The 24,602-nt window shown below is 72.2% G+C and carries 23 protein-coding genes and 1 pseudogene; 7 read left to right on the top strand and 17 right to left on the bottom strand.

Annotated features, from left to right (window positions below):
• Positions 1-243: 243 nt before the first annotated feature.
• The 3 genes from BN6_RS12040 to BN6_RS12030 are packed head-to-tail and all read right to left on the bottom strand — an operon-like array spanning position 244 to position 2,833.
• A complete protein-coding gene (locus BN6_RS12040; RefSeq protein ID WP_015099901.1) occupies positions 244-870 on the bottom strand; it encodes a hypothetical protein in 627 nt (208 codons plus the stop codon).
• Entirely contained in the window at positions 867-2,129 is a 1,263-nt protein-coding gene (gene hisS, locus BN6_RS12035) for a histidine--tRNA ligase (protein ID WP_041316565.1), read from the bottom strand. Before hisS ends, BN6_RS12040 begins: the two co-directional genes overlap by 4 nt.
• Before the next feature lie 5 nt (positions 2,130-2,134).
• Positions 2,135-2,833, bottom strand: a complete 699-nt coding sequence (locus BN6_RS12030) for an MBL fold metallo-hydrolase (RefSeq protein ID WP_015099899.1) — start codon at positions 2,831-2,833, stop codon at positions 2,135-2,137.
• Between the two features lie 145 nt (positions 2,834-2,978).
• Between BN6_RS12030 and BN6_RS12025 the strand changes: the two genes are divergently transcribed.
• Positions 2,979-3,842: a peptidylprolyl isomerase gene (locus tag BN6_RS12025; RefSeq protein WP_041312629.1), complete on the top strand. Its 864-nt coding sequence runs from the start codon at positions 2,979-2,981 to the stop codon at positions 3,840-3,842.
• A 220-nt stretch (positions 3,843-4,062) separates the two neighbouring features.
• Here the strand turns inward: BN6_RS12025 and BN6_RS12020 are convergent, their stop codons facing one another.
• From BN6_RS12020 to ruvC, 9 genes are all read right to left on the bottom strand, one after another.
• A complete protein-coding gene (locus BN6_RS12020; RefSeq protein WP_015099897.1) occupies positions 4,063-4,836 on the bottom strand; it encodes a class I SAM-dependent methyltransferase in 774 nt (257 codons plus the stop codon).
• Between the two features lie 23 nt (positions 4,837-4,859).
• Positions 4,860-7,160, bottom strand: coding sequence for a RelA/SpoT family protein (locus tag BN6_RS12015; protein ID WP_015099896.1), 2,301 nt, complete (start codon positions 7,158-7,160; stop codon positions 4,860-4,862).
• Between the two features lie 167 nt (positions 7,161-7,327).
• A complete protein-coding gene (locus BN6_RS12010; RefSeq protein WP_041312627.1) occupies positions 7,328-7,846 on the bottom strand; it encodes an adenine phosphoribosyltransferase in 519 nt (172 codons plus the stop codon).
• On the bottom strand, positions 7,843-9,021 hold the full coding sequence (gene secF, locus BN6_RS12005; RefSeq protein ID WP_015099894.1) for a protein translocase subunit SecF: 1,179 nt from the start codon (positions 9,019-9,021) through the stop codon (positions 7,843-7,845). Before secF ends, BN6_RS12010 begins: the two co-directional genes overlap by 4 nt.
• A 3-nt stretch (positions 9,022-9,024) precedes the next feature.
• Positions 9,025-10,857: a protein translocase subunit SecD gene (gene secD / locus BN6_RS12000; RefSeq protein ID WP_015099893.1), complete on the bottom strand. Its 1,833-nt coding sequence runs from the start codon at positions 10,855-10,857 to the stop codon at positions 9,025-9,027.
• 332 nt (positions 10,858-11,189) lie between these two features.
• On the bottom strand, positions 11,190-11,588 hold the full coding sequence (yajC, locus tag BN6_RS11995) for a preprotein translocase subunit YajC (protein WP_197540324.1): 399 nt from the start codon (positions 11,586-11,588) through the stop codon (positions 11,190-11,192).
• A 116-nt stretch (positions 11,589-11,704) separates the two neighbouring features.
• Positions 11,705-12,769 carry a Holliday junction branch migration DNA helicase RuvB gene (gene ruvB, locus BN6_RS11990; RefSeq protein ID WP_015099891.1) on the bottom strand — a complete coding sequence of 355 codons (1,065 nt, stop codon included), beginning with the start codon at positions 12,767-12,769 and terminating at the stop codon, positions 11,705-11,707.
• Positions 12,766-13,356, bottom strand: a complete 591-nt coding sequence (ruvA, locus tag BN6_RS11985) for a Holliday junction branch migration protein RuvA (protein ID WP_015099890.1) — start codon at positions 13,354-13,356, stop codon at positions 12,766-12,768. The genes ruvB and ruvA overlap by 4 nt, the downstream gene beginning before the upstream one ends.
• Positions 13,353-13,958 (bottom strand): crossover junction endodeoxyribonuclease RuvC, encoded by a 606-nt coding sequence (ruvC, locus tag BN6_RS11980; RefSeq protein WP_015099889.1) that lies wholly within the window; start codon positions 13,956-13,958, stop codon positions 13,353-13,355. Before ruvC ends, ruvA begins: the two co-directional genes overlap by 4 nt.
• A gap of 181 nt (positions 13,959-14,139) precedes the next feature.
• Here ruvC and BN6_RS11975 point away from each other — a divergent pair, with 181 nt between their 5' ends.
• A complete protein-coding gene (locus BN6_RS11975; protein ID WP_015099888.1) occupies positions 14,140-15,663 on the top strand; it encodes a GGDEF domain-containing protein in 1,524 nt (507 codons plus the stop codon).
• Complete coding sequence (locus BN6_RS11970) at positions 15,660-16,106, top strand: cupin domain-containing protein (protein WP_015099887.1); 447 nt, start codon at positions 15,660-15,662, stop codon at positions 16,104-16,106. The genes BN6_RS11975 and BN6_RS11970 overlap by 4 nt, the downstream gene beginning before the upstream one ends.
• 250 nt (positions 16,107-16,356) lie before the next feature.
• Here the strand turns inward: BN6_RS11970 and fgd are convergent, their stop codons facing one another.
• Both fgd and BN6_RS11960 read right to left on the bottom strand, forming a co-directional pair.
• Positions 16,357-17,361, bottom strand: a complete 1,005-nt coding sequence (fgd, locus tag BN6_RS11965) for a glucose-6-phosphate dehydrogenase (coenzyme-F420) (protein WP_015099886.1) — start codon at positions 17,359-17,361, stop codon at positions 16,357-16,359.
• Positions 17,362-17,495: 134 nt separating this feature from the next.
• Positions 17,496-18,002, bottom strand: coding sequence for a DinB family protein (locus tag BN6_RS11960; RefSeq protein WP_041312624.1), 507 nt, complete (start codon positions 18,000-18,002; stop codon positions 17,496-17,498).
• 112 nt (positions 18,003-18,114) lie between these two features.
• Between BN6_RS11960 and BN6_RS11955 the strand changes: the two genes are divergently transcribed.
• The 4 genes and pseudogenes from BN6_RS11955 to BN6_RS11940 all read left to right on the top strand — a co-directional run bounded on the left by BN6_RS11955 (position 18,115) and on the right by BN6_RS11940 (position 22,104).
• A complete protein-coding gene (locus tag BN6_RS11955; protein ID WP_197540262.1) occupies positions 18,115-19,167 on the top strand; it encodes an ATP-dependent DNA ligase in 1,053 nt (350 codons plus the stop codon).
• 67 nt (positions 19,168-19,234) lie between these two features.
• Positions 19,235-20,202: pseudogene (gene ligD / locus BN6_RS11950) on the top strand (non-homologous end-joining DNA ligase).
• A gap of 49 nt (positions 20,203-20,251) precedes the next feature.
• Positions 20,252-21,013: an NAD(P)H-binding protein gene (locus tag BN6_RS11945; RefSeq protein ID WP_015099882.1), complete on the top strand. Its 762-nt coding sequence runs from the start codon at positions 20,252-20,254 to the stop codon at positions 21,011-21,013.
• 116 nt (positions 21,014-21,129) lie between these two features.
• Positions 21,130-22,104 (top strand): helix-turn-helix transcriptional regulator, encoded by a 975-nt coding sequence (locus BN6_RS11940; protein WP_015099881.1) that lies wholly within the window; start codon positions 21,130-21,132, stop codon positions 22,102-22,104.
• Positions 22,105-22,426: 322 nt separating this feature from the next.
• On the opposite strand, the gene BN6_RS11935 is transcribed toward BN6_RS11940, so the two are convergent.
• From BN6_RS11935 to BN6_RS11925, 3 genes are all read right to left on the bottom strand, one after another.
• On the bottom strand, positions 22,427-23,047 hold the full coding sequence (locus tag BN6_RS11935; RefSeq protein WP_051075528.1) for a uracil-DNA glycosylase: 621 nt from the start codon (positions 23,045-23,047) through the stop codon (positions 22,427-22,429).
• A gap of 113 nt (positions 23,048-23,160) precedes the next feature.
• Entirely contained in the window at positions 23,161-23,439 is a 279-nt protein-coding gene (locus tag BN6_RS11930) for a hypothetical protein (protein WP_041312622.1), read from the bottom strand.
• A 95-nt stretch (positions 23,440-23,534) separates the two neighbouring features.
• Positions 23,535-24,284 (bottom strand): DUF427 domain-containing protein, encoded by a 750-nt coding sequence (locus BN6_RS11925; RefSeq protein WP_015099879.1) that lies wholly within the window; start codon positions 24,282-24,284, stop codon positions 23,535-23,537.
• Positions 24,285-24,602 lie beyond the last annotated feature (318 nt).

The raw sequence follows: 24,602 nt of genomic DNA, 5'->3' as shown, positions 1-24,602 counted from the left end.
GCTCCGGCTCACCCCGCAGCGGTCGACGGTGGCCCGCCGGGTGAGCGGCACGCCGTGCGGCCGGACGGGACGCCGAGCGGGTCCGGCACCGTGGCCTGGCGGCTGCGTGGCCTGGCTGCTGAGGGTACGGCCGGCGGGCTCACCGAGACGACCCTCGTCGGGCGGTTCGCCGTGACCTGAGCCGCCAGTCCTCCCAGCGCCAGGTCAGGGCCGTCTAGGTCGGAGCCGTCTAGGTCGGGGCCGTCAGTCCAGGGTCGAGACGAACCGGGACACCGCGTCCGGGTTGAGCTTCTGCGCGAGCCGCCCGGCCGGGGCCAGCGAACCCAGCTGGTAGAGCGGGCGGTCAGCGGCGGCCAAGCCGCGCGCCTCGGCCCGCAGCTGCGCCACGAGCAGGTCGGAGAACACCAGGCCCAGGGCGTCGCCGCGGCCGGCCAGCACGTCGGCGAGCTTGCGCAGGCCGAACACGCCCTGCTCCCGGCCGCCGGTGCCCGCGTAGATGGCCAGCGCCAGGTTGATCGCCTTGCCGCCGCCGCGCACGAACAGCCCCACCGTCCGGCTGCCGCGCAGGTCGGTCACCAGGAGGTCGACCTGGTCGGCGGCGTGCAGGTCGACCGACCGGGTGCCGAAGGCGCGCACGGACAGCACGCGGCCCGCCAGCCACACCCGCCGCCGCGCCTCCGACCACGCCAGCAACAGCAGCGGCACGGCGAACACGGCGGCGGTGACCAGGCCCGCGGTCTGCCCGGCGAGCAGTCCCAGCAACCCGCCGAACGCGCCGGCCACCAGCAGCGCGCCGATGGCCACCGTCCGGGCGCGCTTGCGCACCGCGGCGGGATCCAGCAGGTCGAGTGGGATCCGCTCCTCGCTCACCGGCCCAACGCCTCCGTCACCGAGATCAACACGTCCACCAGCGGCACCTCGCGCTGGTCGCCGGAGGACAGCTCCTTGAGCTGCACGACGCCCGCTTCGATGTCCCGCTCGCCGAGCACCAGGGCGAACCGCGCGCCGGACCGGTCGGCGCCCTTCATCGCGCCCTTGAGGCCCTTGCCGCCGTACGCCAGGTCGTACCGGACGCCCGCCGCGCGCAGCGGCGCGGACAGCGCCACCAGCCGCGCCTTCGCCGCCTCGCCCAGCGGCACGCCGTACACGTCGCACCGGGTGAGGTCGCCCGGCTGCACCCCTTCAACCTGGCACGCCAGCAGCGAGCGGTCCACGCCCAGGCCGAAACCGACCCCGGACAGCGGCTGCCCGCCGAGCTGCTCCATCAGGCCGTCGTAGCGCCCGCCGCCACCGATGGCGGACTGCGCGCCCAGGCCGTCGTGGACGAACTCGAAGCAGGTCTTGGTGTAGTAGTCCAGGCCGCGCACCATCCGCGGGTTCTCCACGAACTCCACGCCCAGGTCCACCAGGTAGCCCTTGACCGCCTCGTAGTGCTCGCGCGAGGCGGCGGAGAGGTGGTCGCGCATCAGCGGCGCGTCCTGCACCAGGGCCCGCACCTCGGGCCGCTTGTCGTCCAGCACGCGCAGCGGGTTGATCGCGGCGCGCCGGCGGGTGTCGGCGTCCAGCGGCAGCCCCGCCAGGAACGCCTGGAGGAGTTCCCGGTAGGCGGGCCGGTCCGACGCGTCGCCCAGCGAGGTCAGCTCCAGCCGGTAGCCGGTCAGGCCCATCCGCCGGAACGCCTCGTCGGCGACCGCGATGACCTCGGCGTCCAGCGCCGGGTCGTCCACCCCGATCGCCTCGACGCCGACCTGGTGGAACTGCCGGTAGCGGCCGGCCTGCGGCTGCTCGGCGCGGAAGAACTGGCCCGCGTAGACCAGCTTCACCGGGAGCTGGCCCCGGTCCAGGCCGTGCTCGATCACGGCCCGCATCACGCCCGCGGTGCCCTCGGGGCGCAGGGTGATCGACCGGTCGCCCCGGTCGGTGAAGGTGTACATCTCCTTGGTCACCACGTCGGTCGACTCGCCGACGCCACGCGCGAACAGCGCGGTGTCCTCGAAGACGGGCAGCTCGATGTACCCGTAGCCGGCGCGGCGCGCGGAGTCCACCAGGGTGTCGCGGACGGCGACGAAACCGGCGGAGGTGGGCGGGAAGTAGTCCGGGACGCCCTTGGGGGCGGCGAACGCGGTCACGGTGATCACAGTCCTCGGTGCGGTGCGGCGGGCGCGTCGTCGCCCAGTTCCAGCAGGAACGGGTTGCTCACGCGCTCGCGGCCGATGGTCGTCGTGGGCCCGTGGCCGGGCAGGACCACCGTGTCGTCCCCCAGCGTCAGCACCTTGGTGCGCAGTGACGCGAGCATGGACCGGTGGTCGCCGCCCGGCAGGTCGGTGCGTCCGATGGAGCCGGCGAAGAGGGTGTCGCCGGACAGCACGAGCCGTCCGCCCTCCTCGGTGCCGGCGCGGAACATCACCGACCCGCCGGTATGGCCCGGGGTGTGGTCGACGGTCAGCCGCAGGCCCGCGAGGTCGAGCTCGACCCCGTCGGTCAGCTCCCGCACCTCGCGCGGCTCGCGCATCTCCAGGTCGCCGCCGAAGAACGCGCGCGACTCGGCGCTGATCCCCTTGAGCGGGTCGGACAGCAGCGCGCGGTCGGCGGGGTGGATCCAGGCGGGCACGTCGTTGCCGTCGCAGACCGGCGCGACGGAGAAGGTGTGGTCGAAGTGGCCGTGGGTGAGCAGGACGGCGACCGGGGACAGCCGGTGCTCGCGCAGCGCCTCGGCGAGCGGCTCGGTCGCGTCCTGGCCGGGGTCGACCACCACGCACGGGCCGCCGGCCTCGGTCGCGAGCAGGAAGCAGTTGGCCTGGAGGGCGCCGGTGGGGAACCCGATCACCAGCACGCGGACACCTCTCGACGGCAACGCCAACGGCAACGGATGCCGGTGGACCTCCCGACCAGCCTATCCGCCTGACACCAGCTATATACGAGCCCCCTAGACTGCTGAGCGATCGTCGCCGGTCGACGCGAGAACAGGGAGGTTGCAGGTGCCGACCAACGTGCAGCGCCGCGAGCAGGCCAAGCGGAAGCTGGAGCGCCAGCTCGTCCGTCGGGCGGAGCGCGCGAAGCGGCGCCGAGTCCTCTCGGTGGGCTTGACCGTCGTGCTCGTCGTCGTGGTCGCGGGTGGGGTCTACTGGCTCACCACCGCGGACTTCGGCGGCGGGGACACCGACACCGCCGCCAGCTCCACCTCGGCCGCCCCGATCCAGATCCCGACCGAGGTCAAGGCGCTGCCCAAGCGGCCGACCCCGCTCGCGGACCCGGTGGGCTGCGAGTACCGGGCGTCGAAGGAGCCCTCGGCCAAGGAGGGCACGAAGGCCCCCGAGGCGGCCGGGATCTCCTCCACCGGCACCGCGACCGCCACCGTCAAGGCGAACATCGGCGACCTGAAGCTGACCCTGGACCGCTCGCTGGCCCCGTGCACGGTGAACTCGTTCATCAGCCTGGCCAAGCAGGGCTACTTCAACGGCGTCGGCTGCCACCGGATCGGCACCCAGGGCCTGCAGATGCTCCAGTGCGGCGACCCGTCGGGCACCGGCAGCGGCGGCCCCGGCTACGCCTTCGACGACGAGACCTGGCCGGAGCTGACCTACGGGCGCGGCTACCTGGCCATGGCGAACGCGGGCAAGGACCAGGAGACCCAGAAGGGCACCAACGGCAGCCAGTTCTTCATCGTCTACGGCGACGCGCAGCTCTCGCCGGACTACACGGTGTTCGGCAGCCTGGACGAGGACGGCCTGAAGCTGATCGACGACGTGGCCCGCGCGGGTCACGACGGCTCGTTCGACCCGTCGCCCGGTGGTGGCAAGCCGAACAAGGAAGTGAAGTTCGAGACGGTGACCGTCGCCTGAGGCGACAATTGGGCAGAGTCGCCTGAGGCGACAATTGCACCAGAGCCGCCTGACGGACTTGTGGACGCGAAGGGGCCCGGCACTCGGGAGAGGAGTGCCGGGCCCCTTCGTCTTCCCCGCCGGGGTGTGAGGCACCCGGCAGGCGGATAGTGGCACCCCTGACTAACGTTTCGCTGACGCTCTCCGCACTCCTGCGGGAGTGCCGCCGCGCACCCCGGTCTCAGGTGCGCACGGTCACCAGCGCGTAGGTCTCCTGGTGGGCGTGGACGGTGCCGCCGAGCCCGTCGATCGTGGCGCGCAGGGCTTTCAGCAGCGCGGTCAGGCGTTCGGGGCCCAGGCGCTGGTGGTCGCTGACCGTCGCCGCCATCCCGGTCCACTCGTCGCCGGTCAGGCTGCGCCCCCACGGGTAGGTGCGCAGTTCCGCAGGTGTGAACAGGCCGCTTCCGCCGAACAGGTCCGGGCCGGTGGCGTGCGTCCGGTGGCCGTTCGGCCGCCACACGGCGGTCACCTCCGGCGCGTGCTCGCGGTACACCGGCTCGAACGCGGCGGTGACGGCTTCGTCCAGCACGGTCAAGGTCCAGAACCGCGCGATCGTCCCGCCGGTGCGCAGCACCTCGGCCGCTTTCCCGACGCCGCGCGCGGGGTCGATCCAGTGCCACGCCTCGCCGCAGGTCACGAGGTCGAAGGTGCGCCCGGCGGCGTCCCACTCCTCGAAGGCGGCGACCTCCACCGCCAGGCCGTGCCCGCGCGCCACCTCGGCCATCCGCGCGTCCGGCTCGACGCCGAGCACGGGCAGGCCGCGCCGGGCGAGCGCCGCGGCCGCCTTGCCGGTGCCGCACCCGACGTCGAGCACGGCGGTCGGCAGCAGCCCGGCCAGGTCGTCGAGCAGGGCGTCGGGGTAGGACGGGCGGTAGCGGTCGTACTGCCCCGCCACCGAGCCGAACGACCCCGCCCGCGCGCGATCCCGGTGCAGTTCCCCGACCGGTTCGAGCACCCAGCCACCCCCCGGTTCGTCCGTCAGGACGCCGACGTCACCCGGTAGACGTCGTACACACCTTCGACACTCCGAACCGCCTTCAGCACGTGACCGAGGTGCTTCGGGTCGCCCATCTCGAACGAGAACCGGCTGACCGCGACCCGGTCGCGGGACGTGGTGACCGACGCCGACAGGATGTTGACCTTCTCGTCGGCCAGCACCTTCGTCACGTCCGACAGCAGCCGGTGCCGGTCCAGCGCCTCGACCTGGATCGCCACCAGGAACACCGAGGACGACGACGGCGCCCACTCCACGTCCAGCAGCCGCTCGGGCGTCTTGACCAGCTCGTCGGCGTTCGTGCAGTCCGTGCGGTGCACCGAGACGCCACCGCCGCGGGTGACGAACCCGAGGATGTCGTCACCCGGGACGGGCGTGCAGCACCGGGCCAGCTTCACCCAGACGTCCGCCGCGTCCTTGACGATCACGCCCGCGTCGCCGGTGACCCGCCGGCGCGCCACCGTGGACGGCGTGGAGCGCTCGGCCAGCTCCTCCTCGGCGTGGTCGACCCCGCCGAGCTGGGCGACCAGCCGCTGCACGACGTGCCGGGCGGAGGTGTGGCCCTCCCCCACCGCCGCGTAGAGCGCGGAGACGTCCGGGTAGTGCAGCTCCTTGGACAGCGCGCCCATCGAGTTCGCCGAGACCAGGCGCTGCAACGGGAGTCCGACCCGCCGCACCTCCTTGGCGATGGCGTCCTTGCCGACCTCGATGGCCTCTTCCTTGCGCTCCTTCGCGAACCACTGCTTGATCTTCGCCTTGGCCCGCGGCGAGGCCGCGAACGACAGCCAGTCGCGCGACGGCCCGGCGCCCTCCGCCTTGGAGGTGAAGATCTCGATGACCTCGCCGTTCTCCAGCTTGCGCTCCAGCGCGACCAGCCGGCCGTTCACCCGCGCGCCGATGCAGCGGTGCCCCACCTCGGTGTGCACGGCGTAGGCGAAGTCGACCGGCGTGGACCCGGTCGGCAGCGTCACCACGTCGCCCTTGGGCGTGAAGACGAAGATCTCCCGCGCGGCCAGGTCGAACCGCAGCGACTCCAGGAACTCGCCGGGGTCGGCGGCCTCGCGCTGCCAGTCGAGCAGCTGGCGCATCCACGCCATCTCGTCGACCTCGACGCCCTTGCCGGTGTGCGTGCCCCGGGTCTCCTTGTACCGCCAGTGCGCCGCGATGCCGTACTCGGCCGTGCGGTGCATGTCGTAGGTGCGGATCTGCACCTCCAGCGGCTTGCCGTCCGGGCCGATCACGGTGGTGTGCAACGACTGGTAGACGCCGAACCGGGGCTGGGCGATGTAGTCCTTGAACCGGCCGGGCATCGGCTGCCACAGCGCGTGCACCACGCCCATGGCGGCGTAGCAGTCGCGGACCTCGTCGACCTGGATCCGCACGCCCACCAGGTCGTGGATGTCGTCGAAGTCGCGGCCCCGGACGATCATCTTCTGGTGGATCGAGTAGTAGTGCTTGGGCCGGCCCTCGACCTTGGCGGTGATCCGCGCGCCCTCCAGCTGGGAGGACAGCTCGTTGATCACGCCGCTGAGGTAGGTGTCGCGGGAGGGGGCGCGGTTGGCGACCAGGCGCACGATCTCGTCGTACTTCTTCGGCTGGAGGATGGCGAACGCCAGGTCCTCCAGCTCCCACTTCACCGTCGCCATGCCCAGCCGGTGCGCCAGCGGCGCCAGCACCTCCAGCGTCTCGCGGGCCTTGCGGGCCTGCTTCTCCGGCGGCAGGAAGCGCATGGTGCGCATGTTGTGCAGCCGGTCGGCCAGCTTGATGACCAGCACCCGGGGGTCCTTGGCCATCGCGATGACCATCTTGCGGATGGTCTCGGCCTCGGCCGCCGCGCCCAGCTTGACCTTGTCCAGCTTGGTGACGCCGTCGACCAGCAGGGCGACCTCGTTGCCGAAGTCGACGCGCAGCTGGTCCAGCGAGTAGTCGGTGTCCTCGACGGTGTCGTGCAGGAGGGCGGCCACCAGGGTCGTGGTGTCCATGCCCAGCTCGGCGAGGATCGTGGCCACCGCGAGCGGGTGCGTGATGTAGGGGTCGCCCGACTTGCGCCGCTGGGGGCGGTGCTTCTCCTCGGCCACGTCGTAGGCGTGCTGGAGGAGGGCCAGGTCGGCCTTGGGGTGCAGGTCCCGGTGGACCGCGGCGAGGGGCTCCAGGACCTGCTTCACCGGGGCGGCACGTTGGGCGGTGATCCGGCGGGCGAGACGTGCGCGCACGCGCCTGGTGGCCGACGGGGGCCGTGCGGGCACGGGCGGCGTCGTCGCGGCGGGTTCGGTGTCCTGGCTCAACCACGCTCCTCGGGGCTAGGAACCGAGGATAGCTCCGTCACGCGGTCAGTCTCGTCGGCTGACCGATGAGCGGCGAACTTCACACGACGAACTGCACGTCGGTGTTCGGCCGGACAGGTCGCCCGCCCGGTCGGGGGCGGTGCCGGGACGGGCCCGGCACCGCCGCCTCAGACCGAGATCAGGGCGTCGACCGACCGGCCCGCGAGCCGGTCGCGGCCACCCAGGGCCGGGATCTCCAGCACCACCGAGACGCCGGTGACCACGCCGCCGGCCCGCTCCACCAGGGAGCACGCCGCCGCGGCGGTGCCGCCGGTGGCCAGCACGTCGTCCACCACCACGACCTGCTGACCAGGCGTGATGGCGTCGGCCGGGAGTTCCAGGGTGGCCGTCCCGTACTCCAGGTCGTAGGACACCCGGTGCGCGACGGCCGGCAGCTTGCCCGGCTTGCGCAGCGGCACGACGCCGTAGCGCCAGCCGTAGCCCAGCGCCGCGCCGAGCAGGAAGCCCCGCGACTCGATCGCCGCGACCAGCTGCGTGTCCGGGTGGATCTTGTCCTGCAACGCGTCGACCACGGCGCGCAGCGCGTCGGGGTCGGAGAAGACGGGCGTGAGGTCCCGGAACACGACCCCCGGTCGGGGGAAGTCCGGGACCTCACGCATCAGCCCGAGGGCTCGGTCCAGCTTCAACGGTGCTTCTTGCCGGTCGGGCGGCGACGGGCGTCGGCGACCTTGCCGGTGCGGCTGGGCACGCCGGCCGCCGCGGTCAGCGCCTTCTCCCGGCGCAGCTCGGCCTGCAACGACTCGTCGTCCGAGGACTCCACGACGTCGCCGCCGGACACGACCTCGCCCGACGCCTTGCGGGCCAGGTTGTCCCGCCGCTGCCGCACCCGGGCGGCCTGCGCCTTGTAGCGCGGGTCGCGCATCTTCAGGTCCACGGCCGCCGGGGTGGCGATGTAGATCGACGACAGCGCGCCGATCGCCATACCGGTCAGCTGCACGAGCGCGAGGTCCTTCAGGGTGCCGACGCCGAGCAGGCCCACGCCGATCGCCAGCAGGCCCACCACGGGCAGCAGCGCGATCAGCGAGGTGTTGATGGACCGCATCAGGGTCTGGTTCACCGCGAGGTTCGCGGCCTCCGGGTAGGTCCGCCTGGTCAGGCCGAGCAGTCCTCTGGTGTTCTCCTTGACCTTGTCGAACACCACGACCGTGTCGTAGAGCGAGAAGCCGAGGATGGTCAGCAGACCGATCACCGTCGCGGGCGAGACCTCGAAGCCGACCAGGGAGTAGATGCCGGCCGTGATGACCACGTCGTGGACCACCGCGACGAGCGCGGCCACGGCCATCGACCACTCGAAGTACAGCGCCAGGAAGATCGCCACCGCGATGAAGAACACCGCGAGCGCGATCAGCGCCTTCGTGGTGATCTCGCCGCCCCAGGAGGCCGACACGGCGCTGTCGCTGATCGTCTCCAGGCCGCCGGTGGGCTTCAGGTCGGCGTTGAGGCCCTCCTTGAGGGAGGTCACCTTCGCCGCGTCCAGCGTCTCCGAGCGGACCTGGATGGTCGCGGACTCGCCGGTGCCCACCGTCTGCACGGAGGTCGGCTCCTCGCCGATCGCCTTGGCGAAGCTCTCCTTGACCGCTTCCTGGCTGATCGTGCCGGACGCCGAGTTCGCCGGCATCTGGATCCGGGTGCCGCCGGTGAAGTCGATGCCCAGGTTGAAGCCGCGGAAGATGATCGACGCGATGCAGATCAGCAGCACGACGCCGAACAGCACGTACCAGCGCTTGCGCTTGCCGACGATGTCGAACGCGCCGTTGCCGACGTACAGCCGGGTGAAGATACTGCGCTTGGACTGCGACATCGGTCAGACCTCCTTCACGGCGGTGCTCTTGGCGGCCGCGTTGGCCCGGTCGTCGGCACCGTCCTGCACGGCCCCGCCGAGGCCGGACAGCTTCGGGCTGGACAGGGACTTCGACTTGGAGACCATCGAGACCAGCGGGTGCGTGACCAGGAAGACCACGACCAGGTCGAGGACGGTCGACATGCCGAGGGTGAACGCGAAGCCCTTCACCTGGCCGACCGCGATCACGTACAGGATCGCCGAGGCCAGGAAGCTGACCGCGTCCGCCGAGAGAATCGTACGACGGGACCGCACCCACGCGCGTGGCACGGCCGAGCGGAACGACCGGCCCTCGCGCACCTCGTCCTTCAGTCGTTCGAAGAAGACGACGAACGAGTCCGCGGTGATACCGATCGCCACGATGAAACCGGCGATGCCCGCGAGGTCGAGGGTGAACCCGATCCAGCGACCGAGCAGCACCAGCACCGCGTAGACCACCAGGCCGGAGAGCACCAGCGACAGGATGGTCAGCAGGCCGAGCAGGCGGTAGTAGATGAGGCAGTAGACGAACACCAGCGCGAGGCCGATGCCGCCCGCGATCAGACCGGCTTCCAGCGAGGCCAGGCCGAGCGTGGCGGACACCGTCTCCGCCTCGGACGCCTCGAACGACAGCGGCAGCGAGCCGTACTTCAGCACGTTCGCCAGGCCGTCGGCTTCCTTCTGGGTGAACTTGCCGGAGATCTGGGTGTTGCCGCCGATGATCGGCTCGTTGATGTTCGGCGCGGACACCACCTGGCTGTCGAGCACGACGGCGACCTGCTGGGACACGTTCGCCGAGGTGAACTTGCCCCACTTGTCACCGCCCTCGCCCTTGAAGGTCAGGTTGACGATGAAGCCGGCGCCCTGCGGGTCGGTGCCCGCGGTGGCGTTGCCGATGTCCTCACCGGACAGCCGCGAGTACAGGCTGAAGTCGGAGTCCTTGACGCTGCCGTCCGCGGGCGGGTTGACCGGCGCCAGGACGTACTTGAACTCGCTCTTCTGGTCGCACGTGAGCAGCGGCAGCGACGGGTCGTCGTTGCCCAGCAGCGGGTCCTTGGCCGGGCAGGTGAAGGCGGTCAGCGCCTGCTGCACGGTCTGGGCGTCCAACGTGGTCAGCGCCGGGTCCTGGCGGCAGGTGCGCGACTCGTTGATCGCGTCCTCGGTCTTGCCCGAGTACTCGCCGGCGAACACCTTCCGGCAGTCGACCTCGGGCTTGGCCGGCGCGGACGTCGTCGTGGCGGGCGGCGTCGTGGTCGCGGGCGGCGCGGTCGTCGTCGGCTGACCCTCCAGCGCCGGGGCCGGGCGGCCCTGCGCGGTGGTGGTCGGCGCGGACGCCGTCTCCGAACCGGTGGCGGGCGCGCTGGGCGTCGTCGTCGGCGCGTTCGAGCCCGAGGGGGCCGGCGTGCCGGACGTCGACGGCGGGGCGGCCTGCGCGTTGGGCAGCGGCGAGCCGACGACCTTGCGGAAGTTCAGCTTCGCGGTCTGGCCCAGGCGCTTGGCGCCCTCGCTGTCCGCACCGGGCACCGTGATGACCAGGTTGGTTCCGTCGCGCACGACCTCCGCGCCGGAGACGCCGAGACCGTTGACCCGGGTCTCGATCAGCTCCCGGGCCTGGTTCAGTGCCTGGTCCGTCGGCGTCTGGCCGTCCGGGGCGCGTGCGGTCAACGTGACCCGCGTGCCACCCTGGAGGTCGATGCCGAGCTTGGGAGTCGCTTTGCCGTTCCCGGTGAAGAACACCAAGGAGTACAGCGCGACCACGATGAGGACAAACGCGCCCAAGTACTTCGCGGGGCGGATTTGCCCGGCCGGAGGTGCCACGGTCCGTCCGTCTCCTAGAACTCCGAAGATGATGTCGAACGCCGCCGCGACCGTGGTTGCGGATCAGGGCAGCGCTTGCCCGCCCGGCACTGCCCTGCCGGGTCGATTGCGCAGCGTACCCCGCACCGTGTGAGTTGTCTGTCACCGGATCTCCACCGGCTGCGGAAGCTCCCGGACAATGCCCCGACCGGCCATAAGGCGTTCACCGGACCAATCGCATCGGCCGTTCGGCGTTCACACTTGACCAGTCGATTCAGCGCAGGGGGAATCGGCCCGCGACGAGGAAAGGATTGTGCCGCGCCGGCGGCACAACCCATTCGCTTTCCGCGCTGCTACTTCTTGCTGTCCTGCTGGACCGGCGTGGCCGACTTGGCCGGCTCGACCGCCTTGGCCGGCTCGTCGGCGGTGATCGCGGAGGTGTCGGCGACGTCGTCCACGACGTCGTCCTCCTCGTCGACCACGTCGTCGTCCGCGTCCACCACGACCTTCTCCCGGATCGCCTGGCGCAGCCACGTGGTGACGACGCCCTCCGAGATCTCCAACTCGATCTTGGTGTCGTCCAGCGACCCGTCGGACTCCACGACGGTGCCGTACAGCCCCGACGTGGTCATGACCAGGTCCCCGGGCTCCAGCGAGTTGAGCAGCGCCTGCTGCTCGGCGACCGCCCTCTTCTGCTTGCGCGCGCTGAGGAACAGCGGCACGGCGAGCAGCACGAGCAGCAGCGGGAACATCAAGGAAGACAGGTTGCCCATCATTCTCCGTTCAACCGGCGCGGCGGGACAGGTCTGCCCGGAACGTCCGGATTTCTGGGATGCCGCCGCCGATTGTGCCAGGTCAGCAATCCCGATCAGTCGCCGGCGTCGTCGAACAGCGTGCGGGTGGCCTCACCAGGGGCCTTCGCCGGGGGCTGGAGCCCCAGGTGCAGCCACGCCGTGGCGGTCGCGACCCGGCCACGCGGCGTACGCGCCAACATACCCGCGCGGACGAGGTACGGCTCGCACACCTCCTCGACCGTCGTCGGCTCCTCGCCGACCGCGACGGCCAGCGTCGAGACGCCCACCGGCCCCCCGCCGAACGACTTGACCAGCGCGCCCAGCACCGCCCGGTCCAGCCGGTCCAGGCCCAGCTCGTCCACGTCGTAGACGGCCAGCGCGGCGCGCGCCACGTCCCGGGTCACCGCGCCGTCGGCGCGCACCTCGGCGAAGTCGCGCACCCGGCGCAGCAGCCGGTTGGCGATCCGGGGCGTGCCGCGCGAGCGCCCGGCGATCTCCCGGCCGCCGTCCTCGCGCAGGTCGACGCCCAGGATCTTGGCCGACCGCCGGATGATCAGCTCCAGCTCGTCGGCGTTGTAGAACTCCATGTGCCCGGTGAAGCCGAACCGGTCGCGCAGCGGCCCGGTCAGCGCGCCGGACCTGGTGGTCGCGCCGACCAGGGTGAACGGCGCGATGTCGAGCGGGATGCTGGTCGCGCCGGGGCCCTTGCCGACCACCACGTCGACCCGGAAGTCCTCCATCGCCAGGTAGAGCATCTCCTCGGCGGGCCGGGCCATCCGGTGGATCTCGTCGATGAACAGCACGTCGCCCTCGACCAGGTTGGACAGCATCGCGGCGAGGTCGCCGGCGCGTTCCAGGGCGGGGCCGGAGGTGATCCGCAGCGACGCGCCGAGCTCGGCGGCGATGATCATCGCGAGGCTGGTCTTGCCCAGGCCCGGCGGCCCGGACAGCAGCACGTGGTCGGGGGGCGCGCCGCGCCGCATCGCGCCCTGCAGCACCAGCTCCAGCTGCTCGCGCACCTTCGGCTGGCCGACGAACTCGTGCAGGTCCCGGGGCCGCAGGGTGGACTCGACGTCGCGCTCGGCGGGGTCGCGCAGCGGGTCGAGCGCGCCCTCCGGCTCGAACTCCTCGAAGGTCATCGCTTGCGGCCCAACGCGGCCAGCGCCCGGCGCAGCACCTCGGAGGTGCCCAGCGAGCCGTCCTCGGCGAGCACCGCGTCCACGGCCTGCTCGGCCTGCTTGGCCGGGAACCCGAGCCCGAGCAGCGCCTCGGCGACGTGGGTGCGCACCAGGCCGGTGCCGGACGCGGCGGCGGGCGCGGTCTGCAGTTGGCCGACCTTGTCCCGCAGCTCGATGATCAGCCGCTCCGCGCCCTTGCGGCCGATGCCGGGCACCTGGGTGAGCACGGTGATGTTGCCCTCGGCGAGCGCGGCGCGCAGCTTGTCCGGCTCCAGCACCGCCAGGGTGGCCAGGGCGAGCCGGGGGCCGATCCCGGACACCGTCTGGAGCAGGCCGAACAGCTCGCGCGCCTCGGCGTCGGCGAACCCGAACAGGGTCAGCGAGTCCTCGCGGACCACCAGCGCGGTGGCGAGCTGGGCCTCCTCGCCGCGGCGCAGCACGGCCAGCGTGGTGGGCGTGGCCTGCACGGCGAAGCCGACGCCGCCGACCTCCACGACCGCGTGGTCGAGTCCGATGGACAGCACCTGCCCGCGCAGCGAGGAGATCACTTGGTCTTCCCTCCGGTCTTGGCGCCCGTCGGCCCGGCGGGGAGCCGGGCACTGGCCTGGGCAAGTCTCGCGCGGTGCGCGCGGGCCAGTTCGGCCGCCCTGGCCTGGGCCTCCTCCAGCCGGGCGCGCATGGGCGCGCGCCACAGGTGGCAGATGGCCAGCGCGAGGGCGTCGGCGGCGTCCGCGGGCCGCGGCGCCTCCTTGAGCCCGAGCAGCTTGGTGACCATGGTGGTGACCTGGGCCTTGTCGGCGCGGCCGGAGCCGGTCACGGCGGCCTTGACCTCGCTGGGGGTGTGGAACACGACCGGCAGGCCCCGGCGCGCGGCGGACAGCGCCACGACGCCGCCCGCCTGGGCGGTGCCCATCGCGGTGCGCACGTTGTGCTGGCTGAACACCCGTTCCACGGCGACCGCCTGCGGCCGGTAGCGGTCCAGCCACTCCTCCACGGCGTCGGAGAGCCGGAGCAGCCGGACCGCGAGGTCCTCGTCCGCCGGGGTGCGCACGACGTCCACGGCGACCGGTTTCACGGTGCGGCCGGGGCCGCCGTCGACCACGCCGAACCCGCACCGGGTCAGGCCGGGGTCGACTCCGAACACGCGCACGCCGCCCCCTCGCCGAGACCATCACGAACACCAGTTCGAACCGTACCGGCTGACCGCCCGCGGACCCCGCCCGACACGCTTTCGGTGACCAACGGACACCCCCAGGTCGACACAGCGTCACCGGGTCAATACAGTGGCTCGGTCCACTGATCGACTCCAGTCGCGGCATAGGCGGGGTGCCATGACCCTGAGACGGTTCAGCCTCATCGCGGCGGCCGTCTGCGCGTTCCTGGTCGTGGTGGTGACCCTGGTGCTGTCCGGCGCGCTGGAGCGCTCGACGGCGATCGCGGTCGACAAGTTCACCCAGCTCGCCGGGGCCGGCGCCGCGATGGTCTGCTACTGGCGGGCGGGGCTGCGCCGGCAGGGCACGGCGCGGCGGTGGCGGCTGTGGATGGCCGCCTCGATGGCCAGCCTGGTGGTGGGGCTGGGCGCGTGGACGTGGGGCCAGGTGTTCCTGGGCGTCCCGCTGCCCTCGACCACGGTCGCCCCGCTGGGCTTCATCCTGGTGCCGGTGCTGGCCCTGTTCGCGGTCCTGGTGCTCGGGCACGGCGGGGCGGGCTCGCTGCCCAACCACCGCAGCCGGGTGGTGATCGTGCTGGACGGGCTGATCGTGGTCGGCTCGCTGTTCGTGCTCACCTGGGTGTCGCTGCTGGAGTCGATGGTGCGGGCGTGGGCCACGTCCGGTCCGGGCTTCGCGACCGTGGTGGCGCACCCGGCGGCGTACCTGGTGATGCTGGTCGTGCTGCTGGTGTCGTCGTGGTCGCACCGGTCGGTGCGGCAGTTGCCGATGCTGTTCGTGGCGCTGGCGGGGCTGGGCCAGTCGGCGTCCGGCTGGGTGTTCGCGTTCCTGGTCAGCAAGGGCGTCACGGACATCCCGGTGGCCGCCGACATCGGGTTCATGGTGTGCCCGGCGCTGTACTTCCTGTCCTCCATCGCGCCGAGCAGCGCCGGCCGGGAGCGGGTCGCCGCCGGGAAGCTGCGCGCGGGCGAGATGCTGCACATCCTGGTGCCCTACCTGCCGATGCTGATCACCGGCCTGTTCATCGTGGTGGGCACGGCGACCGGCGTGCGGCTCAACCCGTTCGAGATCTACGTGGGCCTGGCCGTGGTGCTGCTGGTGATCGCCCGGCAGCTGTTCACCCTGATCGACAACGTGCGGCTGCTGGAGCAGTTGCGCGACAGCCGCGAGCGGCTGCGGCACCAGGCGTACCACGACCCGTTGACCGGGGTGGCGAACCGCGTGCTGTTCCGCGAGCGCCTGGACGCGGCGCTGGAGAACCCGGACCCGCTGGTGGTGCTGTTCATCGACGTGGACGGTTTCAAGGACGTGAACGACAACTACGGCCACGCCGAGGGCGACGCGGTGCTGCGGATCGTCGCCCAACGCCTCCAGCACTGCGTGCGCGCGCAGGACACGGTGGCCCGGCTGGGCGGCGACGAGTTCGGCATCCTGGTGGACGGCTACCCGTCGCCGCCGGAGGAGATCGGCCGGCGGGTGCTGGACGCGATGTCGTCACCGCACCGGACGGCCGGCGGCGTGCACCACATCCGGGCCAGCATCGGCATCTCGCACCGCGACGCGCCCGACCCGGCGCTCACCGCGGACGACCTGCTGGGCAGCGCGGACGCGGCGATGTACACGGCGAAACGGCTGGGCAAGGGGATGGTCGTGGTGCACGGATCGGTGGAGGCGGAGCTGTCGTGACCCCGGAAGAGGCGGTCGAGCTGCTCGACCTGGCGGAACTGCCGGTCGAGGGCGGGCACTGGGGCCAGTCGTGGCGCTCGGCGGAGGCGTCGGCCATCTACTACCTGCTGCGCGCGCCGGAGTTCTCCGGGCTGCACAGGCTGGCGCACCTGGAGATCTACGCCTACCACGCGGGCGCGCCGCTGCGGATGCTGCTGCTGCACCCGGACGGCGAGGTGCGGGAGCCGGTGCTGGGCCTCGACCTGGCCGCCGGCCAACGCCCGCAGGTGGCCGTCGAGCCGGGCGTCTGGCAGGCGAGCGCGCCGCAGGGCGAGTGGTCCCTGGTGGGCACGGTCGTCGTGCCGCCGTACACCGACGACGTGGTGGAGTTCGCGAAGGCCGACGACCTCGTCCCCCGCTACCCGTCGCACGAGGACCAGATCCGCCGCTTCGCCCGCTTCTGACCCCTTCCCACCGGGCTCGGCGTCGTACTCGGACGACGTGGGCTCGGCGTCGTACTCAAGCGCGGCGGGCTTGGCGTCGTACTCGGACGACGTGGGCTCGGCGGGGAGACGTTCGCACGGGCGGGGCCGGATCAAGGGCCGTGTTCACCGACGCGGGGTGCGGCTGCACCGGATCGGGTGCTCGCCCTAGGCCCGGTCGCGCGGTGGACCGGACGGCGGGCGCGAGTCGTGCCCGCGCCCACCGGGCGGGTCAGCCGAGCTTGCGCAGCAGCGGGACGACGTCCTCGGAGAACTGGGTCAGGAAGCGCTCCTGGTCGTGGCCGGGGCCGTGGAAGACCAGGTGGTTGAGGCCCGCGTCGAGGTACGGCTTGATCTGGTCGACGGCGTCCTGCGGGTCCGAGGCGACGATCCAGCGCTTGGCGACCTGCTCGATGGGCAGTTCGTCGGCCAGCCGCTCCATCTCCTCCGCGCTGTCCACCGAGTGCTTCTGCTCGGGGGTGAGCGACAGCGGGGCCCAGAACCGGGTGTTGGCCAGCGCCGCCTCCGGGTCGCGGTCGTAGGAGAGCTTGATCTCGATCATCCGGTCGATGGCGGCCGGGTCGCGCTCGGCGGCCTCGGCGCCGGCGGCGACGGCCGGCAGCAGCTGGTCGGTGTAGAGCTCCATGCCCTTGCCGGACGTGCAGATGAACCCGTCGCCCGCGCGGCCCGCGTACTTGGCCACGGTCGGGCCGCCGGCGGCGACGTAGATCGGCACCGGCTGCTCGGGCCGGTCGTAGACCTTGGCGTTGACCAGCTGGTAGTACTCGCCGTCGAAGTTGACGTTGTCGCTGGTCCACAGCTCGCGGATGAGCCGGATGGCTTCCCGCAGCCGGGCGAAGCGCTCCTTGAACTCGGGCCACTCACGGCCGGACACCGCGATCTCGTTGAGCGCCTCGCCGGTGCCGACGCCGAGCATGATCCGGCCGGGGTGCAGCAGCGCCATGGTGGCGAACGCCTGCGCGATCACCGCCGGGTTGTAGCGGAACGTGGGCGTGAGCACGCTGGTGCCGATCAGCACGCGGCTGGTCCGCTCCCCCACCGCGGCCATCCAGGTCAGCGCGAACGGCGCGTGCCCGCCTTCGTGCCGCCAGGGCAGGAAGTGGTCGGACACCGTCACGCTGTCCAGGCCGACTTCCTCCGCGCGTACCGCGTACTCGACGAGGTCCCGCGGCCCGAACTGCTCCGCGGAGGCCTTGTAGCCGATCTTCAGCCCCATTGCCGCTCCTTCGTGGCTCATCCCGTCCGCACTCTACGAGACCAAGCCGGTTCGCAGCGTGGGGGAAACCTCACGGTCATCCGGTCGCGCAACCCGGAATACGCCGGTGGGCCTCCCCCGGTCGTGGGCGGCGGTCAGCCCATCGTCTTCTGGCCGTCGATCGTCTCCCGGAGGATGTCGGCGTGGCCCGCGTGCTGCGAGGTTTCGGCGATCATGTGCAGCAGCACCCGGCGGACCGTCCACACGGCACCCGGCTCGTACCAGGGCGCGACCGGCAGCGGGTGCGCGGTGTCCATGTCGAGGCCGGCCACCGTCTCCTCGGTCTTGCGGGCGGTCTCGGCGTAGGCGGCGACCAGGCCCTCCAGCGTCTCGCCCGCCACCATCCGGAAGCCGTTCTCCCAGTCGGCCTGCTCGCTCTCCATCAGCTCCGCGCCGCCGACGGCGAACCGCAGCCAGCCCTCCTCGACCGTCCGGACGTGCTTGATCAGGCCGCCCAAGGACAGCGCGCTGGCGGTCGGGGTGGCCGCCGCCTGCTCGTCGGTGAGGCCCTGCACGGTGTGCAGCAGGAAACCTCGGTGCCGCGCCAGGGTGGTCAGCAGGTCGGTCTGCTCGGCGGTGAGCGGCGCGGTGGCGTTCGTCATGACTGGCCTTCTTCCGTGGTCGTTGGGGCCAACTCTAAAACCCATTGCGGACAACTGTCGCCCTCGATTCGGCGCGCGGGTGAAAAACCCGTTCTCGGCTTACGCTCCCCCGGTGGACCTGCCCGTGATGCCGCCCGTGCGCCCGATGCTGGCCAAGGCCGTGCGCGAGGTGCCCCGCGAGCCCGGACTGGTCTACGAACCGAAGTGGGACGGCTTCCGGTGCGTGGTGTTCCGCGACGGCGACGAGCTGGAGCTCGGCTCCCGCAACGACCGCCCGCTCACCCGGTACTTCCCCGAGGTCGCCGACCTGCTCGCGAACGGGCTGCCGGCGCGGTGCGTGGTGGACGGCGAGGTCGTCATCGTCACCCCGGACGGGCTGAGCTTCGACCTGCTCCAACTGCGCCTGCACCCGGCCGCGTCCCGGGTGCGCAAGCTGGCCGCCGAGACGCCCGCGTCGTTCGTGGCGTTCGACCTGCTCGCGCTCGGCGACCGCGACCTGACCGGTGTGCCGTTCGGGGAGCGCCGCGCGTTGCTGGCCGAAGCCCTGACCGAGACGCCCGGCCTCTACCTGACGCCGGCGACCGACGACCCGGACGTCGCGCAGGACTGGTTCACCCGGTTCGAGGGCGCGGGGTTCGACGGCGTGGTCGCCAAGCGCACCGACCTGCCCTACGAGCAGGACCGCCGGGTGATGTGGAAGGTCAAGCACGAACGCACCGCCGACTGCGTGGTGGCGGGCTACCGGACGCACAAGGACGGCGAGGGCGTCGGCTCGCTGGTGCTGGGCCTGTACGACGACGAGGGCACCCTGCACCACGTGGGCGTGGCCAGCAGTTTCACCGCCACGCGACGACGGGAGTTGGTGGCCGAGCTGGAGCCGTACCGGGCCCGCGCGCTGGACGACCACCCGTGGGGCGAGTGGGCCCGGCTCGACGCCGCCACCCCCGGCGCGCAGAGCCGTTGGGCCCCGGACAAGACGCTGTCGTGGGAGCCGCTGCGGCCGGAACTGGTGGCCGAGGTGCGCTACGAGCACGTCCAGGGCACGCGGTTCCGGCACACCGCCCGGCTGGTCCGCTTCCGCCCCGACCGGACGCCGGACTCGTGCACCTACCGGCAGCTCGAAGAGGTGCCGCCGGCCGAGCTGACCGAGATGTTCCGACCATGACCGGGGCGTCCGGGGTTTCCGGGGTCGTGAGCCGGGTGGTCGGGGTCGAGGTTGGGGTGATCGAGTCGTGACCGAGGTCGAAGGTGTGCCGATCACCAGCCCGGACAAGGTGTTCTTCCCGCAGCGCGGGGAGACGAAGCTGGACCTGGCGCGGTACTACGCGGCCGTCGCGGAACCGCTGATGCGCACCATGCGCGACCGTCCGCTGCTCATGGAGCGCTACCCCGAGGGCGCGGGCGGAAAGTCGTTCTTCCAGAAGCGGGTGCCCAAGTCACCGCCTGACTGGCTGCGCACGACCACCGTGTCCACCCCGAACGGCACCACCGCCGAAGCGCTGGTGGCGGCCGACATCCGGCACGTGCTGTGGGCGGTGAACCTGGGGTGCCTCGGGTTCCACGTGTGGCCGGTGCGCGCGGGCGCTCCGGACGTCGCCGACGAGCTGCGCGTCGACCTCGACCCCTCGCCCGGCATCGGCTTCCCCGAGGTGCGCGAGGCCGCGCTGCTGACCCGGGACCTGTTGGCGGAGCTGGGGATCACGTCGTACGTCAAGACCACCGGCTCGCGGGGACTGCACGTCTACGCGGCCCTGGAACCGTTGTGGGACAGCTACCAGGTGCGGGCGGCGGCCGTCGCGCTGGCCCGCGAACTGGAGCGGCGGCACCCCGAGCAGCTGACCGCGCAGTGGTGGAAGGAGGAACGGGGCGCGCGGGTTTTCGTGGACTACAACCAGAACGCCCCGCACAAGACGGTGTTCGGCGCGTGGTGCGCCCGGCCCGCGTCGGAGCGCAGGTGTCGACGCCGGTCGCCTGGACCGAACTGTCCACAGTGGACCCCGATGCGCTGACCATCGCGACGGTTCCCGGCCGGCCGGACCCGTGGGCGGAGATGGCGGAGCGGCCGCAGTCCATCGCCGCGCTGCTGGAGATGTCCCAGCGGGACCTGGCGGCCGGGCTGATGGACGCCCCGTGGCCGCCGGTGTACCCGAAGATGCCGAACGAACCGCCGCGGGTGGCACCGAGCCGGGCGAAGCGGTAGCGCCGATTTTTCCAATCGCCCGGGGCCCGGCCGGGCGCAGGCTCTGCCCATGTTCCTGATCACCGGCGCGACCGGTACCACCGGCGGACTGGTCCGCTCGCTCCTGCTGGAGCGCGGCGCGGACGTCCGCGGCATGACCCGCGACCCCACCCGACCCGACGACGTGCACGGCGACTACGACGACCCGGGGTCGCTGGTGGCGGCGTTGACCGGGGTCGAGGCGGCGTACCTGGTCCCGGCCTCCCAGACCGCCGAGCACGACGTGAACTTCGTCGCGGCGGCGCGGGAAGCGGGCGTGCGCCGGATCGTGCGGCTGTCCGCGATCGGCACCGGAGAGGAGTGGGAGGGCGAGGTGATCGCCCCGTGGCACCTGGCCGGCGAGGAGGCCGTGCGGGACAGCGGCCTGGAGTGGACCGTGCTGCGTCCGTCGTCGTTCGCGACGAACCTGACCCGCGAGCCGGTCCACAACCTGACCGGCGACGTGCCGCAGGCCGTGATCGACCCGCGTGACGTGGCGGCCGTCGCGGTGGAGGCGCTGACCACGTCCGCGCACCACGGGCGGTTGTACACGCTCACCGGGCCGGCGGCGTTGAGCGTGCCGGAGCAGGTCGCGATCCTCGGGGCGGCGCGCGGCCGGCCGGTCGAGGTGGTCGACGTGGACCCGGCGGCGTTCGACCCGGCGTGGCGCAACGGCGTGCTGTGGTCGCGGTCGGGCCGCAACGCCGTGGTGACCGACGACGTGTCCCGCGTCCTGGGCCGCCCCGCCGGCTCGTTCGAGCGCTGGGCCCGGGAAGTCGGCGCCACGGCGTAGGCCACCCCGGCCGGCGGGCCGGCTGTGCGGGTGCGGCACCCTCTTGTCGGGCGGGTGCCGTCCCCGGTCGGCAACTAGGACAGGCCAGGTCCTAGTCGTGCGGCATCATCGACGGCATGACCGACACCCCGGGCCGGCTGCTGGCGCTGCTGTCCTTGCTGCAAACCCCGCGCGAGTGGCCGGGCAGCGAACTGGCCCAGCGGCTGGAGGTCAGCCCCCGGACCATCCGCCGCGACATCGAGCGCCTGCGCGACCTGGGTTACCCGGTGCACGCCAGCATGGGCGCGGACGGCGGCTACCGGCTGGCCGCCGGCACCGCCATGCCGCCGCTGCTGCTGGACGACGAGGAGGCCGTCGCCATCGCGGTCGGCCTGCGCACCGCCGCCCGCCAGGCCGTGACGGGCATCGAGGAGGCGTCCGTCCGCGCCCTGGCCAAGCTCGAACAGGTCCTGCCCGCCCGGCTGCGCCGCCGGGTGGGCGCACTCGGCGCGGCCACCGTCCCGGTCTCCCTCGGCGGCCCGACCACCACCGTCGACCCGGAGCACCTGACCACCCTGGCCGGCGCGATCGCCAACCGCGAGCGCCTGCGCTTCCACTACCGGACGGGCTCCGACGCGGAGAGCCGCCGGCACGTCGAGCCGCGCCACCTGCTGCCGATCGGCCGCCGCTGGTACCTGCTGGCCTTCGACGTCGACCGGGACGACTGGCGGGTCTTCCGGGTAGACCGGATGCAGCACCTGAACCCCACGGCGGCCCGCGCGCCACACCGCGACCTGCCCACCGCCGACGTCGCTACCTACATGCGGGACCGGATGCTCGGCCGCGCACCCACGTACAGCGCCGTGGCCACCGTCGACCTGCCGCTAGACCAGGTGCGCGAACGGCTCGGCGACACCCCCGGCGACCTGACGGCGGTGGACGAGCACCGCACGCACGTCCGCAGCCACACCGACACGCTGGACTACTTGGCGTTCCAGCTCGTGCAACTGGGCTGCGAGTTCGAGGTGCACGGTCCGCCGGAACTGGTGGAACACCTGAGGTCGTTGCGCGGACGAATCGACCGCTCGGTGCGTGACAAGCCGTCGCCATGACGTGATCTCGAAGCGTCGCAGCGAGCGCGGGCTTGTCCCCCGGGAGGCCGGGAGGTGAAAAGCCCGCTCGGACCATCAGAACCGGTGTCGGCAGGCGGAAGGCGCGGCGCACGGATGACCGGCACCGGGAGCGCCCACTCGGACCAAATCGCACGCCCCACCGGCCGCCACGCCGCCCGAGCCGCCTACGAGCAGCTGTTCTGCGACGGAAAGAGCAGCGTGTGCCCGGTCGCGGTGAGTGAGCGGGATCGACGTGATGGGGCCTCTTTCGGGGGTACCGGGCGTGCGACCCGATCGTGGTGCCCGGGGCGCGGGAGCGGGGTTACTTGAGCGCCTCCGCCGCTTGGCGGAACGCGCCCACCAACTGCGGCCACCGGGTGGCTCGGTCGCGGTTGATCGACTGCGGCGACGGGTGGGGGGCGTTGAAGACCTTCAGCCCGTAGCCGCGCCCGGACAGGCTCCAGCCGGTGCCGGCGGGGGTGCCCAGGACGACCACCACCTTCAGCTCCTTGAGCAGCCCGAGCAGCTCTACCAGGTAGGGCACGGCCGCGCGCAGGTCGGCGGGCGTCGGCGCGTGGCCGGTGAGGTACCACGGGACGACGTTCCAGTTCAGGCACACCTCGCGGGACAGCCCCGACTCCTTGAGCGCGGTGAACCCGTTGACCGCGGTCTGGTCGTCGTTGTCCAGCGAGATCAGGCCGGAGCCCGCCCTGGTCGCCGTCGAGGCCGGTCCGGGCGACTCCAGCAGCAGGAGGACCTTCGCCTTGACGCCGCCGCTCGCCGGGTCGAACAGCGGCACGTCGACCTTGCGGTCGGTCCCGATCCTGCGGGCGAACTCGGTCAGCGGCTTCATGTGCGGAGCCTGGAGGAGCGTCATCTTGCGGGCGACGATCCGGGGGTCGCGGTGGCCTTTGGGCGACGCCGGGAACACGTTGGAGGGCACCAGGCGACTTTCCACCGGAACGACGACTGGCGACCATCCGCCGTCCGGGCGGAACACCCCGTTCCTACGGCGTCCGCCTTCACGGGCAGCGACGGAAGGGCCGCGAGGGTCGGTCAACCGGACGTGGGAACGCCGGCCAAGGCGACCGAGGCGACCTCGGTCCGGGCAGCCACGCACGCCGGCGACGCGGCGGAGCGCGGTGTCGGCGGCACGGTGCACGGCGCGGGCGGGATCAGCGGGGAGTCGCAGCCCTGGTCGGTCAACGCCGTGAGCAGCCCGCCCTCGGCCGACTGCATCGAACTGCTCGCGGCGCTCGCGGACGACGGCGGCTCGCCGCCCAGCCGCAGCACGGGCACCTCGTCGTCGCAGGCCCACGTCAAGCAGCGGCTCACACCGTGCCCCGGACCCAGCCGGCCACCGACTCGATCTTGCCCGGGTCGAGTAGGTCCACCCGATCCGAACCGGTTACCCGATTAACCCGATCGAGTCAACTGAAGGGCGTCCGCGGTCGCTCTTCGCGCACGCCGTCCACGACGATGTCGACCTTCTCGTTGTAGAACGACACCAGCCCCGCCACCGCGCGGCTTTCCGGCAACGGCGTCCGGTACCCCCACACGACGTTCTCGTGCACCTCGTCACCCACCACGACCGACCAGTACTCCGCCGTGCCCTTGTACGGGCAACTCGTCCGCAACTCCGTGTGCCGCAGCAGGTCCATCCGCACGTCGGTCATCGGCAGGTAGTACCGGGCGGGCAGCCCGGTCTCGAACAGGACCACCGGCCGGCGCGATTCGGCGACCACCACGCCGTCGATCTCGACCCGCACGTGCCGGCTGCTGGGCAACGCGTCGACCCGGGTGTACGGGTCGCGCGGGTGGACGTAGACCGGCTCGTCCTCCTCGAACCACTCGTCCATCGCGTCCCACTCCAGCCGCACCAGCCCGCGCAACGCCTCCAGCGGCGACTCCGGGTACGTCAGCGCCGCGCCGGCGGCCACCACGTCACCGATCTTCACGTCGTGCACCTCGCCCGACCCCCGGCTGGGCGAGCGCACCACGTCACCGGTCGGCACGAGCGACGCCAGCACGTCCGCCGCCGGGAAGTAGTAGGTCGGGTAGTACGGCTTCTCCCACACCAGCGCGGGCCGCACGGTGTCCACCACCGGCGATCCCGCCAGGTAGGCCCGCACCCGCTTGGTCCCGGTCTCGACCCGCACCCGTCCGCGTTCCGCAGTCATGCCAACGACGTTACGCCGCCCCCACCGCCCGCACGAGATAACACCGAAGTGTCACCGTGTCCGATGTGGACACCGGTGCCGACCGGCGACGTCAGCCGGTGCTGATGCAGAACAGGTGCCCTTCCGGATCGGCGAGCAACAGCCAGTTCCCGTCACCGGGCTCGAAGTCCGGCTTCGGTGGATCGCGGCTGCCGCGCGCACGCCAGTGCCCGAGGCCGACCGGGTGTTCGTCACCGACGCCCGCGCCACCGGTGAGGGCGACCTCGCCGGCACACCGGCCACACGCCCACCGCGATCCGCGCGCTGCTCGCCCCACCG

The sequence above is a fragment of the Saccharothrix espanaensis DSM 44229 genome (assembly GCF_000328705.1).
In the GTDB taxonomy this organism is placed as follows: Bacteria; Actinomycetota; Actinomycetes; order Mycobacteriales; family Pseudonocardiaceae; genus Actinosynnema; species Actinosynnema espanaense.
The sequence above is the reverse complement of the archived record's forward strand: the minus strand, read 5'-3'. Positions and strand labels throughout refer to the sequence as shown.

Bases quoted from the DNA above. Each gene is read 5' to 3' on its own strand.
- BN6_RS11960 (WP_041312624.1), bottom strand. From the start codon at position 18,002: ATGACGAACGCCACCGCGCCGCTCACCGCCGAGCAGACCGACCTGCTG.
- BN6_RS11945 (WP_015099882.1), top strand. From the start codon at position 20,252: ATGTTCCTGATCACCGGCGCGACCGGTACCACCGGCGGACTGGTCCGC.
- BN6_RS11925 (WP_015099879.1), bottom strand. From the start codon at position 24,284: ATGACTGCGGAACGCGGACGGGTGCGGGTCGAGACCGGGACCAAGCGG.
- BN6_RS11975 (WP_015099888.1), top strand. From the start codon at position 14,140: ATGACCCTGAGACGGTTCAGCCTCATCGCGGCGGCCGTCTGCGCGTTC.
- fgd (WP_015099886.1), bottom strand. From the start codon at position 17,361: ATGGGGCTGAAGATCGGCTACAAGGCCTCCGCGGAGCAGTTCGGGCCG.
- yajC (WP_197540324.1), bottom strand. From the start codon at position 11,588: ATGTTCCCGCTGCTGCTCGTGCTGCTCGCCGTGCCGCTGTTCCTCAGC.
- BN6_RS11940 (WP_015099881.1), top strand. From the start codon at position 21,130: ATGACCGACACCCCGGGCCGGCTGCTGGCGCTGCTGTCCTTGCTGCAA.
- secF (WP_015099894.1), bottom strand. From the start codon at position 9,021: ATGTCGCAGTCCAAGCGCAGTATCTTCACCCGGCTGTACGTCGGCAAC.
- ruvB (WP_015099891.1), bottom strand. From the start codon at position 12,769: ATGACCTTCGAGGAGTTCGAGCCGGAGGGCGCGCTCGACCCGCTGCGC.